Consider the following 14,543-nt stretch of genomic DNA (forward strand, 5'->3'; position numbering starts at 1 on the left):
TTTTGAATCGCATTTGAAATGCCGTGTTTTAATTCTTAACTTTATTGCCCATCTAAAACATAGAACAACAATGAAAAAAATAAAAATAATGGCCTTGGGTCTGGTTATGATAGCCGGTTATAACTGCAAGGAAGTCAAAAAGGATGCCGAGGATGCAGCCGAAGATGTTGAGACAGTTGTTGAAGAAGTAAAAGAAGAAGTTTCGGTCGAGACCATAAAGTTCTCAATGGAACCTAAAAGCGATAGCAACGTAAAGGGGGATGTCACATTTACGGAAGAAAACGGTGAAGTAAAAATGACCGCGGTTTTAACCGGACTGACTCCCGGCGAACATGCCATACATATTCATGAAAAGGCCGATTGTTCGTCCGATGACGGTAACTCCACCGGCGGACATTGGAACCCTACCAATGAACCACATGGTAAGTGGGGTGCTTCAGAAGGTTATCATCGGGGCGATATTGGTAATTTTACGGCCGATTCAGAAGGTAACGCCACTATTGAATTCAATGCTAGGGACCAATGGTGTATCGGCTGTGATGACGAGAACAAGAATATTGTAGGCAAAGCCGTAATCGTGCATCAGGGAGTTGATGATTTCACATCACAGCCCAGCGGTGCCGCCGGTGCCCGGGTCAGTTGCACGGGAATTATAGAATAACGTAAAACAATTGGTTTAAAAAGCTGCCTATCTGGCAGCTTTTTTATTTTGTTGGGCTACGAAAAAGTATGGTAGAACTAGATTTACTAGTTAAAAAGTTTCAGTCAAAAAATATTGCCGCCTTAGAACGGCTACATACAATGTATGCAGAAAATATCTGTGGGGTGATCAATACTATCGTGCGTAATGATGCGCTTGCCCAAGAAATCCGTCAAGATGTATTCATTAAAATTTGGAACAATGCCGAAACCTATAGCCCCTCCAAAGGTCGATTTTTTTACGTGGATTTTGAACATCGCTCGTAGCGCCGCAATCGACGAAGTGCGCTCAAAATCCTATAAGAACAACAAACAAAACTTATCGGCGGATTACTTCGTAGGTGTAGTTGAACATGGTCGTTCGGCCGAAAGCAATGTTGATGCCATCGGCCTTAAAAAGTTGGTCAAAACCCTTAAAGAACTGCATTCAGTGACGCCTATAAATCTTTTGTTCGTCGATGGAACTTCAAGGCTTTGACCAAAATCTTTGGAAGTGGTTTGAAAGGATTTCTATTTTTAAGATTGATATATAATCCTAATTTTTTATGTATCGGTACTTTGTGGGTTTCAACGAACTCTATCAAAGTTCCATCGGGGTCTTCAACATAGGCAAATCGGCCAGCGGCCTCGCCCATATCAAAACTATCGGCACTATCGACCGTAAATTCATAGCCCAAAGACTTGGCTTCTTGGCGAAGCACGTTCATTCCGTTCACATCAAAACATAAATGTATATATCCAAGGTCGCCCCATAGACGATCTTTATAAATTTTATGGGGTGTTCGGTCCAAAACTTGTAAAAGTTCGATTTGTGAAGGTCCGTAAAGTTCTCCAAACCCACCGATCTGTCTTGCCGGATGTTTAAGAAGTACCCTTCGAAATTGATTTCCTCCGCCAGGTAGTCTTTCAAAATCGGCGAACACGCCTGTTTGGTCGCTTATCAGAGTTTCATAACCCAAGAACCCTTGATAAAACCTTAATGCTTTTCGCATATCGGAAACGCCGATAATTGACCCCGAAACACCGCCCGAGCAAGATTTCGTGGCCGTAAAGCAATAATCATCCTTGACCACTTGAACTAGATTGCCCCAAGAATCGGAAAAAAAGAAATGCGACTTCCCGTTTTTCGACAAGTGATTTATGCCTTGTTCTTGAAGCTTGGCATATACTTTATCGATAGAATGAGATCGTATCTTAAGAACGTTAATTCCCAAATCACCTAATAACAGGGATGTTTTTGATGGCTCGGAAACTCTACTGCGATATTCCCAGATTTCCAGTCCCCCGCCCCCGACCATGTTCAAAGCCAATATTGCGTAACGCTCATGAGCTACGCCATCGGTATAACGGGTCATTAAACTGGCCGTTGCCACATCTTCAAAAACAAGTATGTCAAAACCTAGGTTTTTTCGATACCAATTGAAGACTTGCTTGGCGTCTTTCACGCCAATACCCACCTGTTGTATGCCATTGATGATTTTTACCTTTTTCAAAATCAGGACGGATTTTGATAGGGAGTTCGAATCAGTTTGCCGTAAAGCGATTTCAGCTTGTGCGGTGGATATCCAAATTTGAACAAGATTACGAGCAAGAGATTAGATAGATTGACCCGAATATACGAATTATGAAGATATTTACGAGCCGAGACGATCAAGTCGTTCTTTATGATCGTATATCTTACCTTATGCTTTTTCATCCTTTGAAAAAACTCAAAATCCTCCATAACGATTTGATTTTCGTCAAATCGCCCCAAACGTTCAAAAACTGGTTTTTTGATAAAGAGACATTGGTCGCCTCCGCCGGTAAAAAATCCATCTCTGGCCGTGAACAGTGCATTTATTTTAAGCAGTAAACTATTACTGTCAAATCGATAAGAAAAAAAGCCGGCATCATATCCCTTGTTCATAACATTCGCTATATCAGTCAAAAATGTCTCAGGAGGAATGACATCGGCATGCAAAAAAACAAGAATTCCGCCTTTTGCGGCATTCGCCCCGCTGTTCATTTGAAATGCCCTGCCCTGGCCTTTACATCTCAAAAAATTCGCAAATGAAGGCTTCCTGACATCAATCTGGCCATCATCGGTTGCTTCTGAAAACGCCACGATTACTTCAGCATTTTTAATGTTCGATTTTTCCAAATACCCCAAGAGCCTTTCTAAATTTTTCTTTTCGTTATGTGCTGGAATAATTATGGAAACCATTGTACAAAAGTAAGCCTGTCTTTCTTGAAAATTACTTGGAACGTATTTTTTGACCAACAATGCGCCCCTTATATACGTAAATTTACAGGAAAGGTTTGGTTCTTTTGACGACCAAACCTTTGGACACCATTTTTCGTATGTAGTGAAAAGCTAAATAGAAGTCGCATGCAAACCATAGGTCTGAAACTTAACCGCCTAATCTGTGTTTTTCTGCTGATAACATTGAATTCAAATGCTCAGAGTACCAGCAAAGAACTTGATTTAAATGAACTTTCAGAGGCGTTTCTCGTGAATATCAAAAATGGTGCAAGCACCAATGAAATCAGGGAGAAAATTTATGGCCTCTCGCTCGAGGATATTGTAAATGGACTCTCTACCGACGACAAGAAATTAGCGTTCTGGGTGAATGTCTACAACGCCTATATTCAGGTCATACTTTCTGAGAACCCGAAGCTTTATGATGATAAAAGAAGCTTTTTTAAAAAAGAACAGCTTCCTATTGCGGGCAGAATGATTTCCTTTGAAAAAATCGAACATGGCATCATTCGAAAATCGCAATGGCCTTTGGGGCTCGGTTTCGTTCGAAAATGGTTTCCCGATAGATTTGAAAGAAAACTGCGCGTAGACAAACGCGATCATCGCGTTCATTTCGCCCTGAACTGTGGCGCCAAAGACTGTCCGCCGGTCGCCATCTACGAAGCTCCTAGGCTAGATGACCAGTTTGATAGAGGCACTGAGCTTTATCTTAAAAGAACATCAAAATATAATGCTGAAAACAACGAGGTTGCCGTCACCTCATTATTCAATTGGTTTAGAGGTGATTTTGGTTGCAAAAAGGGCATAAAGAAAATTTTAAAGCGACAAGAAATCATACCTACCACAAAAAGAATCGATATCACCTACCAAAACTACGATTGGACCTTGGATCTCGACAATTGGATCGAGCTTTGATCATGGCAACCAAAAGAATGAGAGGGCAATGGTCTAACTTGAAATAAATAGGTCGTCGTTTGAATGTTATATGGGCGGGCATTTACATTACTTCATGTTTCTTCACTACGACTTGCTTGCTACCAGAATTCGGTATACTAAAATGGGCATTAAACCATAATTACCCGCCTAAAAGTCAAAAATCTCAGCACGATAGTCACTCAGGCCAAAAGTACTTTTATCTTCAAAAAGCGATAGAAAAAATGATTTTACAATACATGGCCCGATCCTATTTTGAGCACATAGTTTATCTCATATTTTAAGTTAAATTTGCAGTTCTAAACGACCTACCCATGAACCCCTCAGGAGCCGGTTGGATCGATAAGTTCGGTTCGATCATAAAGGAGCAACAGGACACTTATCTTGATTTTCGGGACCTATACAATAGCATGCGGAAAACGGGATTCGTTTATGGAATCAATACCAAGATTCCTGATTTCATATCACCGGAACACAGGCTGTCTGAAGACGAAAAAGCGAAAATCAACCTTCTTACATCGTTGTACTTCACTTTTAAGGGGAATACCGGCGACAATGATTTTCAGCATTTTCTAGAAAAAGTGCTGCAGTTCTATAAAGATCTTGAAGTCAACCATGTATCATTTCTGGGCAAACTCTTCACCGGCAATAAGAAATCTGTCCAGCTCGAAAAGCTTATCGATTCCAGGGTTTATTTGGATGACAATGTCATCAGCAAGACATTCAACAGTATCATCACCAATTCGCTGCTCTTTATAGATGTTTTACTGTTCATACGTTATTTGAAAAATCAAAACGGTATACGTGATCATGCCTACACGCTAGAGTACCTGGCCATTAATATTACCTATCATGCCCTAAATTCGAAGGAAAAGAATAAAAACGATGAAAGATTGGCGCAACTGTTCGCCTCTTCATTGACTTTTATTGATAGCAGCGCTGAAAACTTCGATGGCTCATATCGAGAAAAGCTATTCGACAATTCCACCTCTGATTCAGAGAATAGGTATTTTTTGGATGTAGCTTGCTTAACCGTGTGGGAAGACCATACATTGGAGTACAAAGAATCAGAATTTATTTTCGGAATCGGAAAGGATCTGGGTTTTGATGACGATCAAATTGCCGGGTCATTGGAAGAGGTTACCTGGTTTTTCAATAAAAATTCGGATACAATACCGTTTTTGAAAGACACCAATTTGGCCGTTCAGTTTTATGATAGCATGTCGAAAATTGTCAATAAACTGATCATTCGAAATAGCAAAAGGCTGCAAAAAGAGCTTGCCGAGAGCAAGGAGTTGGTGGCACTTATTTCAAAATCGACCGTCAAAGACTTAACACCAGAGGAAAAGAAAAAAGTGCAAAATCAGCTTTTGGATATCTTCAAGAGCATACCTTCGTTGGCAATTTTTATGCTCCCTGGCGGGGCCGTTCTGCTTCCTATTTTTATCAAATTGATTCCTAAATTGTTGCCTTCGTCCTTTGATGATAACCGAATCGATAAAGACGAATGATTTTGCCCTATATTATCATTATAAGAAAAATCTATTGCCATACTTTATTTTCTGTTATTCAATTATTTGAATAACGTTAGTCCAACCATAACTTGAAATCTTTTACGCGCTCCCTACTTACGATGATTTCCTGATCTGAAAACCGATTTAATTTGATTTGAAGCCGAGAATTCGTATAGGAAATGATATCCTTCACATGGTCGATGTTCACATAGAACTTACGGCTCACGCGAAAGAAAATCTTGGGTTCGAGTTCTGATTCTAGATTTTCCAAAGTAGTTTCCAAAAGATAATTTCTACCATCGATGGTAGCGGCATAGGTGCCTTTGTTCTCACTGTAAAAACATTCGACCTCTTCCGCATTTATAATCTTTAGGTGCTGCCCTACTCTTGCGGTAAATCTTTTTTTGTATTCACGCTCCAATGGATTGACCAATAACTTTTTGATATCCTCAAAATCCAAGGTCAATTTTTGTCCAACTGGTTTTAGACCGGTATATTTTTTCATCGCCGCCTCTAGCTCTTCATCGTCGATTGGTTTCAATAAATAATCGATACTGTTCAGTTTGAATGCCTGAAGCGCATATTCATCATAGGCGGTCGTGAATATTATAGCACTCTTTACCTCGACATTTTCAAAGATTTCAAAAGATAGTCCGTCGGATAGCTGAATATCCAAAAAAATAAGATCGGGATGCGGATTGTTCTGAAACCATTCTATGGACTCACGAACCGAGTGCAACATTACGGAAACATCGACATTCAATGCCGCCAATAGCCTTGCCAATCGTCTTGCGGCAGGTTTTTCGTCTTCAATTATTATTACGTTCATTTGGTCAAATAATAGTAATGGTGCCCGTCGTATATCATTCTCACTTTCAGGCATCTTTGATTATTCATATTTTTCAGGGTCTGATTTCTCTTTATCGATATATTTCTGGATCTGTCGCGCTTCCCAATCCTTTAAAAATCGGGGCTTTAGTTCTTTGAGCGGTCTTGCACCGAACCTAAAGACATACACGGCATGAACCAACAGGCCGATACCCCATAATGCGGGGGTGGAAACAACATGCCATTGAAACCAATCAAAAAATCCCGTGTCGTTTACACCCTTATCGGTCAAGAAATCAAATGCCCGATAGTTGGCAAACAACAGCAACAGGTTGATGACGAGATAAACTTTAAGATGTCGATGGAATTTTTTGATCGCATCTACCCTTTTTTGCGCCCGGACCAATTTCTCGGTATGGTTCTTTTTCGTTTCCATGGCCATAATCATCTAAATTTTTCGGCCTCTTTTTTTTCTTGTTCGATGTACTTTTGAATTTGCCGCCTTTCCCATTCTGTTCTAAAAAAAGGAAAGAAACCAAATACTTTCGAGGCATGAAAGCCCAGACCTATGCCCCAGAAAAGCCATGACCCAAAGGTGCTAAAGTGCCACAAAGGCCCCATAAAACCTTCTCCGTAGTACGAGTTTCCTACGATCTTGATCATTAATAGCACTGTATTTATGGTCAAATAAATGGTTAGGTGTATATAAAACCCCTTTAGTTCTTTGACCTTTTTTATTGCCCGAGCCCTTCTTTCGGCTTTCGAAATATTCTCGTCATACGAATCGATCTCGGCAACCACCTTTTGTTCATCTTCAAGTTTAGAAACACCTTTATTTTTCATCTAGACCTATTTATCTGAACTTTTCGACTTCTTTACTGTCTTGTTCCATATATTTCTTGATCTGCCTTTCTTCCCATTTTTTTCCGAAAATCGGATTCAACGAGAAAACCTTTACCGCATGAAACGCAAGGCCGACACCCCAAAAAACCCATACGGCAAAGGTTTCAAATTCAAGAAATCCTTCGCCAAAACTCTCACCGGAAAACATGTTTCTACTGATTTTCGAAATACTGATAAATAGATTTACCGTCAAATAAATGGCCATGTGCCAATAAAAACCCTTTAGTTCCTCCACCTTTTTTCTTGCGCGTCTTAATTTGGCCCTTTCACTGTTCTCCTCTATCTCCATCGCTCGGTGTTTTTATCTCCGTTCATAAACTCCTTGATCTTTCTTTCCTCCCAACCTTTTCCGAAAAAAGGATTGTAGCTAAAGGCCTTTAGCCCTTGAAAGATCAACCCGATTCCCCAGCCGAATGCAGCCCACAGAAACCAAGCATATCTAAACGCATTGATGTAGTAGTTGGCCGCGGCCAAAAGACCGATTACCAAGACATATGCCAATAAACTGGTGTAGAATTTCTTTATGCCTTCGACCTTTTCCTTGGCCCTAAAATATTTATTCTCCTTGTCAGAATGTTCCATTTTGGTGGTTTTTATTTTAAATCAAATTTCCGCCAAAAGAAAGGCGTGAGAAATTCTTTATCACTGAACCGTCAATTTTGGAGGACGAACTGTTCTGGAGATCAAAAATTATCATCTTCCATATACTTACGGATTCGGCGCTCTTCCCATTTCTTGCCCCATAGCGGATTATAGCCAAAAGCTTCCATGCCATGGGCGCCCACTCCGATGCCCCATCCGACAATGGGGAACAATACCCATGGAAAGTCAGTGGTCTGATAGTTCAGATAGGCAAAAAAAGGAATCACTATGCAATAGGCCAATAGATTGCCGTAAAACCCCTTTATCTGTTCGACCCGCTCTTTGGCCTTCTTGTATAGCTTTTCGTCGATGTATGCCTTTTGCGTTTTAAGCGAAGATACCTGCTTGGTCAATATCGGAATACGCACTTTAAAATCGGTAGAGGTCTTATCGATCGATACCATTCTATCGGTCAAAAGCTCGTACCGTTGTTGAATGTTCTGAAGCCCGACACCGCTACTCTTCTTGACCACTTGCTTTTCTTGAAGATTGTTACCTACCACCAGCATACCGTCTTTCTCATAAACCCTTATATGCAATGGCCTATCTGAAGTCACCACGTTGTGCTTGACCGCATTTTCCAAAAGAAGCTGCAGTGAGAGTGGCACAATCTTGGCGTCGGAAGTATTGCTCTGTTCGGGAATATCAAAAACAATGCTGTCCTCAAACCTCATTTTCAACAATTTAACGTATGTTTTGGCAAATTGCAATTCTTCATCGACCGACACCAGATCTTTGTTCTTCTGTTCAAGCACATATCGATAAACCTTTGACAGCGAGGTAGTAAATTTCTGGGCTTGATTCGGGTCTTCTTCTATTAGACTTGTTAGCACATTTAGGCTGTTGAAAAGAAAATGGGGGTCCAATTGGTTCTTTAGGGCATCGAACTTCGCCGATGCCGTACCAGCGATTATTTTCTGTTCTTTTACCTTACTCTCTTGTAGAGCTTTGTAAAAATGAAATGAATGAATGAACAATGAAATAATAATCGCGATCACAATGAAAATCAGATACTCTGATCTCTCCTCATTTTGCCAAAAATAGTCTACAGAATTACCGTAATATCCAACAATAAGAACCATACGGGCCAAGCCATAGGCTAAAACGGTTATAATGATAGACCCAAGCGACCCTATTATTAAGCGTTTATTAGGATGCGACTCCCACGAGAATTTTTTTGAAATGAACTCCTCATAGTAAAAGTTGATTATTGTCAAAAATAGGGCTATGACAAAAACAATTATGGCGTATTCCAGCTGTTCTCCCCAATCGATGTCTTTCTCCCAATTAATGAGTCTATCGGCAATTATAATTGCCAATGCAATCAAGGTCGCATATTTGAATATTTTTCGTACCCTCCTTATCATTGATTGACCTACTTATTACATCTTTTTAAAGTCGCTTCGGCTCTATCTTTTCCCCAATTCGGATGGAATTCAGAAGCTGGCTTAAAGTTATCGAAAAGTTCAATGGCACGTTCAACATCTTTGCAATAAGGTGTAATATCTCCTCCGAAATAGCTTGCCGAACCCATGTCCCATTCCGCCTTTGAAAAGACTACCCTTGGATTATCGGGTGCTATTTTGGCCGCCTTTGCATATATCGAGACAACCTTTGGGGCCAAGGTCATGCCATAGGTGGCGCCATCGTAAGCGACCCATGCCGTATGTATCATAGCCTGTTGTACCAATATTTCTGGGTTATTTGGAGATATATTCTTGGCCATGTCGATATATTCCTGGGCCTTTTCCAATTGTTGGGTCAATTTTGACTTGTCTTTTTCACCGAAGGAAGCCACGGTATTCACCTGCGATACATAATAGAAAGGAAGCCAATTGTCAAGTTCTGCCGTAGCAATACGTTCGAACAGGTTCGAAGCCTCTGTGTTCTTACCCTCGCCCCACAGCTGGAATGCCTTTTGCATACCCTTGGTGTATTGGTCTTGGGCCGTCAGAAAAGTGGTTGCCATTAACGCGATAATTACGGTTAGATTTTTCATGCTACTTTGCTTTATTAGTTGGTTTCATGAACCCTTGCCAGGTTCTTTTATTTCGATTTACAGTACAAAGGTCAGCTCAATGGTGTTCAAGATGAAGAAATAGATACCCAGTTGTAGGTTTTGAGGGATGGATCGCCAAAATAACCCTACCTTCGCGGCTTATCCGTACAAATGACATTTAAAGAACTCGGCCTCGCCGAAACTATTCTAAAAGCTGTTGAAGCCGAAGGCTACACACATCCTACCCCAATTCAAGAACAGGCCATACCAATTCTATTGAAAGGAAAAGATCTGTTGGGCGTTGCCCAGACCGGAACTGGTAAAACCGCCGCGTTCGGTATTCCGATACTTCAGTTATTGCATACTGCGAAGCACCAAAATCAAGGCAAAAGTAAAGTGAGGGCCTTGGTTGTAACCCCTACCAGGGAACTGGCCCTTCAGATCGGCGAAAGCTTCACGGCCTATGGTAAATTCACAGGACTAAAAAATACCGTCATTTTCGGAGGTGTAAAACAAGGTAAACAAGTAAACGCCCTTAGAAACGGTGTAGATATTTTGATAGCGACCCCGGGCCGTTTGTTGGACTTGATGGATCAGGGTTTCATCACTTTTCGTGATTTGGAATTTGTCGTGCTTGACGAGGCAGACCAGATGCTCGATATGGGGTTCATACATGACATCAAGAAAATCATCGCAAAACTCCCCCCAAAAAGACAGTCCCTGTTTTTTTCGGCGACCATGCCCAAGACCATTGTTGAACTGTCCCGTAAAATGTTGGGCGATTTTGAGCGGGTGACCATAAAACCTGAGCAAGCGACGGCGGAGAAAGTCGAACAAGGGGTCTATTTTGTTTCAAAAAAAAACAAGCCAAAACTTTTGGTGCATTTGCTCCAAGAAAGGCCAAAAGACTCGGTTCTAGTGTTTTCGCGGACCAAGCATGGGGCCAATAAAATCGTAAAAAAGTTAGGGCAGGCTACCATTAAATCGGCCGCAATACATGGCAATAAATCCCAGACAGCCCGTCAAAAGGCCCTTGGTGATTTCAAGGATGGTAAGTTGAAAATTCTTGTCGCTACCGATATCGCTGCGAGAGGTATCGATGTCGAGGAGCTTTCACTGGTCATCAATTACGACCTGCCCAATGTTTCAGAAACCTACGTGCACCGCATCGGTCGAACGGGCCGCGCCAGCGCCAGTGGTATCGCCCTGTCTTTTTGCGACAAGGATGAAAGGCCTTATCTACGCGATATCGAAAAATTGATCAAACAAGAGATCCCCAGAATGCCCGAACATCAGTTCGTCGATGATGCCCTAGAAGAAGAGCAGAACGAAAAGGAAGCTTCAAGGCCTCAAAACCCGAAGCCGTCTCGAAATCGAAACAGGAATCGGAACAGAAACCGGAATCGTAACCGATCTGGAAAATCAAACTTTAAGGGAGGAAACAATCAAAGCCGAAACCGCAACAAACCAAGAGACAATGATTAAACTACTATCGCCTAAAGGCTGACTATAAGCAGGCTCAAGAAGTCCTACCCCAACCCCTCCAAAGGAGAGGAGTATACTTTAAGAGGCCATCCCTCCCCTTTGGGGAGTTAAAAGGAGGGGATAAAATCAAAGTCTTCGAATAAAGTGAGGGATTCCTTTCTGCCAGCAGACAGGTACCACCATTCTCGAATCGTAACACTAATATTTTGGGCAATGCACTACTCTTTGGAATACTCCATATAAATCGCCTTTTCGAATTCATCCCAATGCGCATCGGTCATCCTACCCGGCGTAAATAGACAAATGCCCTTGGCACCGTTGATCATCGATTGTCTTATGGCCTCGCCCAATGCTTCCGGCAGCAATCCATGTCCCTCTGGGTCTTTTTCCTGGGTTTTGTTCTCAGGTCTCGGGCAAATGAACAAACCGCTATAGACAGGTTTTTCAGGTACGGCTGCAACTTCTTCTTTCACCACGCTACCGACCCATAAAGTGTTCCCCAGATAAAAATCATTGTAGTTCATGGGAAAAAACGCATCCAAGTTCCACTTGTTCCACTCTTGGCGCACCAATTTCTTTGAAATCGAAGGGCCCGGAAAAACGGCCGCGTTTATTTCCTTGCCCTTATCATGAACCAAAGTGGCCAGCCGATTGACCAATTTTGTAATCACGTCGTACCGGTATTGTTTCCATTCTTGTACGTGTGATGGCTCTTGGACGGATTTAATATCGATTCCACTTTTCTCCATAAAATCCGAAGTACAGGTATCGCAATAGCAGAAATCGTATTCCGGAAATTCACGGTCTTGAATCAGTCCGTACTTGTTCCACAATCCTCGGGCAAGGATTACATCGGGGTAGCGTATATAATCCAAATGTATGCCATCAACTTCCTTGACATCGGCCACACTTCCGTAAATATTCGCCAAATAATCATAAACCTCCTCCTTGTTCGGACAAAGGAACTTGTAATAGGAAACATAGGGTTGTTTTTCGTGAGCCGATTCGCCCAAACCGCTTACACCGTACCATTCGGGTTTTAGTTTAGGGTCGCCCTGTACCATGGTCGGAATCCATGTATGGAATTCCATCCCGGCTTCCTTGACCAATTTACCCACCCTCTTGTACGTAGCTGGATCGTGACCTCCGTTATACATGAGTCCGTCGATTCCTTTTTCCTTCAAATCTTTGAATTGCGTTCGCAACTCTTGGTCGGTGGCTTCACCCGGACCGCCCATCCATGCGTAAACGGGGATTTTAGATGTCTGCGAAATACAAGAAAGCGACCATAATAGAAAAATGGCCGTGCAAAACTGTTTCATCTTTTTAATTTTAGCCTACAATTTACTTAAAACGCCTCAAATCAAGATTCTTTTTATGTTTCTGTCATTGAATTTTGAATAAACGCCTCAATTTATCCTTATTTGGTTTATTTTTAGGGAAATCGATTTTCACTATTTGCGTGCAAATACAGTTTTATCGATACCAAGTATACATACTAAAAATGTCCAAACCGCATTCGATGATTTAGTGAAGTAAGATTGATTAATTCACCGCAAGACAATATCATAGCATAAAAACCAACAAATAAACATGAAACCAATGAATAGAATTATTACGGCATTCTTTACATGTATGCTCTATCTGGGAATTCAATCCAATAATGCCCAAGTAAGCTCCAAGCAAATAGACGCCATTGTACAAAAGGCTATGGATGAATTTACGGTTGCGGGAGTCGCGGTCGCCGTTGTAAAAGATGGAAAGATCGTCCACCAAAAAGGATACGGAGTAAAATCGATCGAGACAGGGGAGAAAGTCGATGAACATACCAATTTCGGTATCGCCTCCAATTCAAAGGCCTTCACTACAACGGCTCTGGCCATCTTGGTCGAGGAAGAAAAACTTAGGTGGACCGATAAGGTCATCGACCATATTCCCGAATTCACCATGTACAATGATTACGTCAGGCAAAATTTCAACATTCAAGATCTGTTGACCCACCGTAGTGGCCTAGGTCTGGGTATAGGGGATCTGATGTTTTTTCCCGACGGTGCCGATTTCAGTATTGATGATATTGTTACCAGTTTTCAACATTTCAAGCCAGAGTCGGCCTTCCGTACAAAATTCGACTACGACAACCTGCTCTATCTTGTGGCCGGTGAAGTGGTCAAAAGAGTGAGCGGTATGCCTTGGGAGCAGTTTATCAAAGAGCGTATTTTCGACCCATTGGGTATGGACAACTCGTATGCCTCACTCACCTACATCAACGACAAAAGCAATGTTGCCTCACCTCATTTGAACGAGGGAAAAGAACTCTCGGTGACCGAGCCCGAGCAATGGGACCCGAAGAAAATAAACGGGGCCGCGGGAAGCATTCAATCGAACGTGAACGATATTTCCAATTGGATGTTGGTCCACCTCAACCATGGCAAATATGGAAACAATCTTGAAAAGCAACTTTTTAAGGAAGGTAGCCAAAAAGAAATGTGGAAAATCCATACCACGCTAAATACGAACCCAAATCCGAGGTATAATTCACATTTTGCCGGTTATGGCCTAGGGTGGCAACTGACCGATGTCAAAGGCAACATGATGGTTTCCCATACTGGAGGACTGATCGGTATGCTGTCAAAGACGACCTTGATTCCAGATTTAAACCTTGGCATCATCGTTCTTACCAATACTTGGATGGACGGTGCCGGTGTATTTCAATCCGTTTCACAATCGATAGTCGACCGCTATTTGGAATTGGACGATTTTGATTGGGTCGGTCATTATTCGGAACGGATGCGGCAACGTGGTGGGTCGGCCGCCAAGGTGGTCGCCGAAATCTGGGAAACGGTGAATGCGGCAGATGATTCCAATATTGACAAGAACGGTTATATAGGCACTTATGAGGATGTCTGGTTCGGCAAGATCGAAATTTACGAAGAAGGCGACCAATTAATGTTCAGGTCGTTTCGTTCACCAAAATTGAAAGGCCCGATGTACTATTACAAGGCAAATACGTTCGTGGTCAAATGGTCTGATACAAGTCTTGTGGATGCAGATGCCTTTGTTATGTTCGGTCTCGATGAAGAAGGAAAAGGACAATCGATCAAAATGAAGGGAATCTCACCCGCAATCGATTTCAGTTACGACTTTCACGATCTTGATTTCAATCGTGTCTCCGATAAATAGGTGATCACGGCCAATTTGAGGTTAATTTGACACCCAATGGGCCGGTACTAAATACTTTATTGAAATGCTGTTATTTAGATTACCGTTTTTGCGGGAATGACATTTCATCGGAAACCCCGAC

Annotated in this window: 17 protein-coding genes; 7 read left to right on the plus strand and 10 right to left on the minus strand. The window is 41.9% G+C overall.

Annotated features, from left to right (window positions below):
* The first annotated feature begins 70 nt into the window (after positions 1-70).
* The 3 genes from ACEZ3G_RS12490 (at position 71) to ACEZ3G_RS12500 (ending at position 1,177) form a co-directional block, all read left to right on the plus strand.
* A complete protein-coding gene (locus tag ACEZ3G_RS12490) occupies positions 71-661 on the plus strand; it encodes a superoxide dismutase family protein (protein ID WP_432425829.1) in 591 nt (196 codons plus the stop codon).
* Positions 662-801: 140 nt separating this feature from the next.
* Positions 802-966 (plus strand): sigma factor, encoded by a 165-nt coding sequence (locus ACEZ3G_RS12495; RefSeq protein ID WP_432426069.1) that lies wholly within the window; start codon positions 802-804, stop codon positions 964-966.
* Positions 902-1,177: a hypothetical protein gene (locus tag ACEZ3G_RS12500; RefSeq protein WP_432425830.1), complete on the plus strand. Its 276-nt coding sequence runs from the start codon at positions 902-904 to the stop codon at positions 1,175-1,177. The genes ACEZ3G_RS12495 and ACEZ3G_RS12500 overlap by 65 nt, the downstream gene beginning before the upstream one ends.
* Here ACEZ3G_RS12500 and ACEZ3G_RS12505 read toward each other — a convergent pair.
* Together ACEZ3G_RS12505 and ACEZ3G_RS12510 are read right to left on the minus strand one after the other, a co-directional pair.
* Positions 1,137-2,192 (minus strand): VOC family protein, encoded by a 1,056-nt coding sequence (locus ACEZ3G_RS12505; protein WP_432425831.1) that lies wholly within the window; start codon positions 2,190-2,192, stop codon positions 1,137-1,139. The genes ACEZ3G_RS12500 and ACEZ3G_RS12505 overlap by 41 nt on opposite strands.
* Positions 2,193-2,194: 2 nt before the next feature.
* Positions 2,195-2,902 carry a TIGR04283 family arsenosugar biosynthesis glycosyltransferase gene (locus ACEZ3G_RS12510; protein ID WP_432425832.1) on the minus strand — a complete coding sequence of 236 codons (708 nt, stop codon included), beginning with the start codon at positions 2,900-2,902 and terminating at the stop codon, positions 2,195-2,197.
* A gap of 165 nt (positions 2,903-3,067) precedes the next feature.
* Between ACEZ3G_RS12510 and ACEZ3G_RS12515 the strand changes: the two genes are divergently transcribed.
* A complete protein-coding gene (locus tag ACEZ3G_RS12515; RefSeq protein ID WP_432425833.1) occupies positions 3,068-3,853 on the plus strand; it encodes a DUF547 domain-containing protein in 786 nt (261 codons plus the stop codon).
* Positions 3,854-4,185: 332 nt separating this feature from the next.
* Positions 4,186-5,382 (plus strand): LETM1-related biofilm-associated protein, encoded by a 1,197-nt coding sequence (locus tag ACEZ3G_RS12520; protein ID WP_432425834.1) that lies wholly within the window; start codon positions 4,186-4,188, stop codon positions 5,380-5,382.
* A 76-nt stretch (positions 5,383-5,458) separates the two neighbouring features.
* Here the strand turns inward: ACEZ3G_RS12520 and ACEZ3G_RS12525 are convergent, their stop codons facing one another.
* The 7 genes from ACEZ3G_RS12525 to ACEZ3G_RS12555 form a co-directional block, all read right to left on the minus strand.
* Positions 5,459-6,214 (minus strand): LytR/AlgR family response regulator transcription factor, encoded by a 756-nt coding sequence (locus tag ACEZ3G_RS12525; protein ID WP_432425835.1) that lies wholly within the window; start codon positions 6,212-6,214, stop codon positions 5,459-5,461.
* 60 nt (positions 6,215-6,274) lie between these two features.
* Positions 6,275-6,655 carry a 2TM domain-containing protein gene (locus ACEZ3G_RS12530; protein ID WP_432425836.1) on the minus strand — a complete coding sequence of 127 codons (381 nt, stop codon included), beginning with the start codon at positions 6,653-6,655 and terminating at the stop codon, positions 6,275-6,277.
* Between the two features lie 2 nt (positions 6,656-6,657).
* Positions 6,658-7,056: a 2TM domain-containing protein gene (locus ACEZ3G_RS12535; RefSeq protein ID WP_432425837.1), complete on the minus strand. Its 399-nt coding sequence runs from the start codon at positions 7,054-7,056 to the stop codon at positions 6,658-6,660.
* 10 nt (positions 7,057-7,066) lie between these two features.
* Positions 7,067-7,405: a 2TM domain-containing protein gene (locus tag ACEZ3G_RS12540; protein WP_432425838.1), complete on the minus strand. Its 339-nt coding sequence runs from the start codon at positions 7,403-7,405 to the stop codon at positions 7,067-7,069.
* Positions 7,396-7,698 carry a 2TM domain-containing protein gene (locus ACEZ3G_RS12545; RefSeq protein ID WP_432425839.1) on the minus strand — a complete coding sequence of 101 codons (303 nt, stop codon included), beginning with the start codon at positions 7,696-7,698 and terminating at the stop codon, positions 7,396-7,398. The genes ACEZ3G_RS12540 and ACEZ3G_RS12545 overlap by 10 nt, the downstream gene beginning before the upstream one ends.
* Before the next feature lie 101 nt (positions 7,699-7,799).
* A complete protein-coding gene (locus ACEZ3G_RS12550) occupies positions 7,800-9,122 on the minus strand; it encodes a 2TM domain-containing protein (protein ID WP_432426070.1) in 1,323 nt (440 codons plus the stop codon).
* A gap of 11 nt (positions 9,123-9,133) precedes the next feature.
* Positions 9,134-9,757 carry a hypothetical protein gene (locus tag ACEZ3G_RS12555; RefSeq protein ID WP_432425840.1) on the minus strand — a complete coding sequence of 208 codons (624 nt, stop codon included), beginning with the start codon at positions 9,755-9,757 and terminating at the stop codon, positions 9,134-9,136.
* Positions 9,758-9,928: 171 nt separating this feature from the next.
* Between ACEZ3G_RS12555 and ACEZ3G_RS12560 the strand changes: the two genes are divergently transcribed.
* Positions 9,929-11,242 (plus strand): DEAD/DEAH box helicase, encoded by a 1,314-nt coding sequence (locus tag ACEZ3G_RS12560; RefSeq protein WP_432425841.1) that lies wholly within the window; start codon positions 9,929-9,931, stop codon positions 11,240-11,242.
* A gap of 218 nt (positions 11,243-11,460) precedes the next feature.
* Here ACEZ3G_RS12560 and ACEZ3G_RS12565 read toward each other — a convergent pair whose 3' ends face one another.
* The gene (locus tag ACEZ3G_RS12565) at positions 11,461-12,564 is read right to left on the minus strand and encodes a hypothetical protein (protein WP_432425842.1); all 1,104 of its coding nucleotides are present in this window, start codon (positions 12,562-12,564) and stop codon (positions 11,461-11,463) included.
* Positions 12,565-12,844: 280 nt separating this feature from the next.
* On the opposite strand from ACEZ3G_RS12565, the gene ACEZ3G_RS12570 reads away from it, so the two are divergent.
* Positions 12,845-14,422: a serine hydrolase gene (locus tag ACEZ3G_RS12570; protein ID WP_432425843.1), complete on the plus strand. Its 1,578-nt coding sequence runs from the start codon at positions 12,845-12,847 to the stop codon at positions 14,420-14,422.
* The last annotated feature ends 121 nt before the right edge of the window (positions 14,423-14,543 follow it).

Origin of the sequence: Meishania litoralis, assembly GCF_042611095.1 — a bacterium.
In the GTDB taxonomy this organism is placed as follows: domain Bacteria; phylum Bacteroidota; class Bacteroidia; order Flavobacteriales; family Flavobacteriaceae; genus Meishania; species Meishania litoralis.

Coding starts and splice junctions, on each gene's coding strand:
- ACEZ3G_RS12535 (WP_432425837.1), bottom strand. CDS start 7,056: ATGAAAAATAAAGGTGTTTCTAAACTTGAAGATGAACAAAAGGTGGTT.
- ACEZ3G_RS12510 (WP_432425832.1), bottom strand. CDS start 2,902: ATGGTTTCCATAATTATTCCAGCACATAACGAAAAGAAAAATTTAGAA.
- ACEZ3G_RS12570 (WP_432425843.1), top strand. CDS start 12,845: ATGAATAGAATTATTACGGCATTCTTTACATGTATGCTCTATCTGGGA.
- ACEZ3G_RS12565 (WP_432425842.1), bottom strand. CDS start 12,564: ATGAAACAGTTTTGCACGGCCATTTTTCTATTATGGTCGCTTTCTTGT.
- ACEZ3G_RS12520 (WP_432425834.1), top strand. CDS start 4,186: ATGAACCCCTCAGGAGCCGGTTGGATCGATAAGTTCGGTTCGATCATA.
- ACEZ3G_RS12495 (WP_432426069.1), top strand. CDS start 802: ATGTATGCAGAAAATATCTGTGGGGTGATCAATACTATCGTGCGTAAT.
- ACEZ3G_RS12500 (WP_432425830.1), top strand. CDS start 902: ATGCCGAAACCTATAGCCCCTCCAAAGGTCGATTTTTTTACGTGGATT.
- ACEZ3G_RS12515 (WP_432425833.1), top strand. CDS start 3,068: ATGCAAACCATAGGTCTGAAACTTAACCGCCTAATCTGTGTTTTTCTG.
- ACEZ3G_RS12540 (WP_432425838.1), bottom strand. CDS start 7,405: ATGGAGATAGAGGAGAACAGTGAAAGGGCCAAATTAAGACGCGCAAGA.
- ACEZ3G_RS12525 (WP_432425835.1), bottom strand. CDS start 6,214: ATGAACGTAATAATAATTGAAGACGAAAAACCTGCCGCAAGACGATTG.
- ACEZ3G_RS12530 (WP_432425836.1), bottom strand. CDS start 6,655: ATGGCCATGGAAACGAAAAAGAACCATACCGAGAAATTGGTCCGGGCG.
- ACEZ3G_RS12560 (WP_432425841.1), top strand. CDS start 9,929: ATGACATTTAAAGAACTCGGCCTCGCCGAAACTATTCTAAAAGCTGTT.
- ACEZ3G_RS12555 (WP_432425840.1), bottom strand. CDS start 9,757: ATGAAAAATCTAACCGTAATTATCGCGTTAATGGCAACCACTTTTCTG.
- ACEZ3G_RS12545 (WP_432425839.1), bottom strand. CDS start 7,698: ATGGAACATTCTGACAAGGAGAATAAATATTTTAGGGCCAAGGAAAAG.
- ACEZ3G_RS12490 (WP_432425829.1), top strand. CDS start 71: ATGAAAAAAATAAAAATAATGGCCTTGGGTCTGGTTATGATAGCCGGT.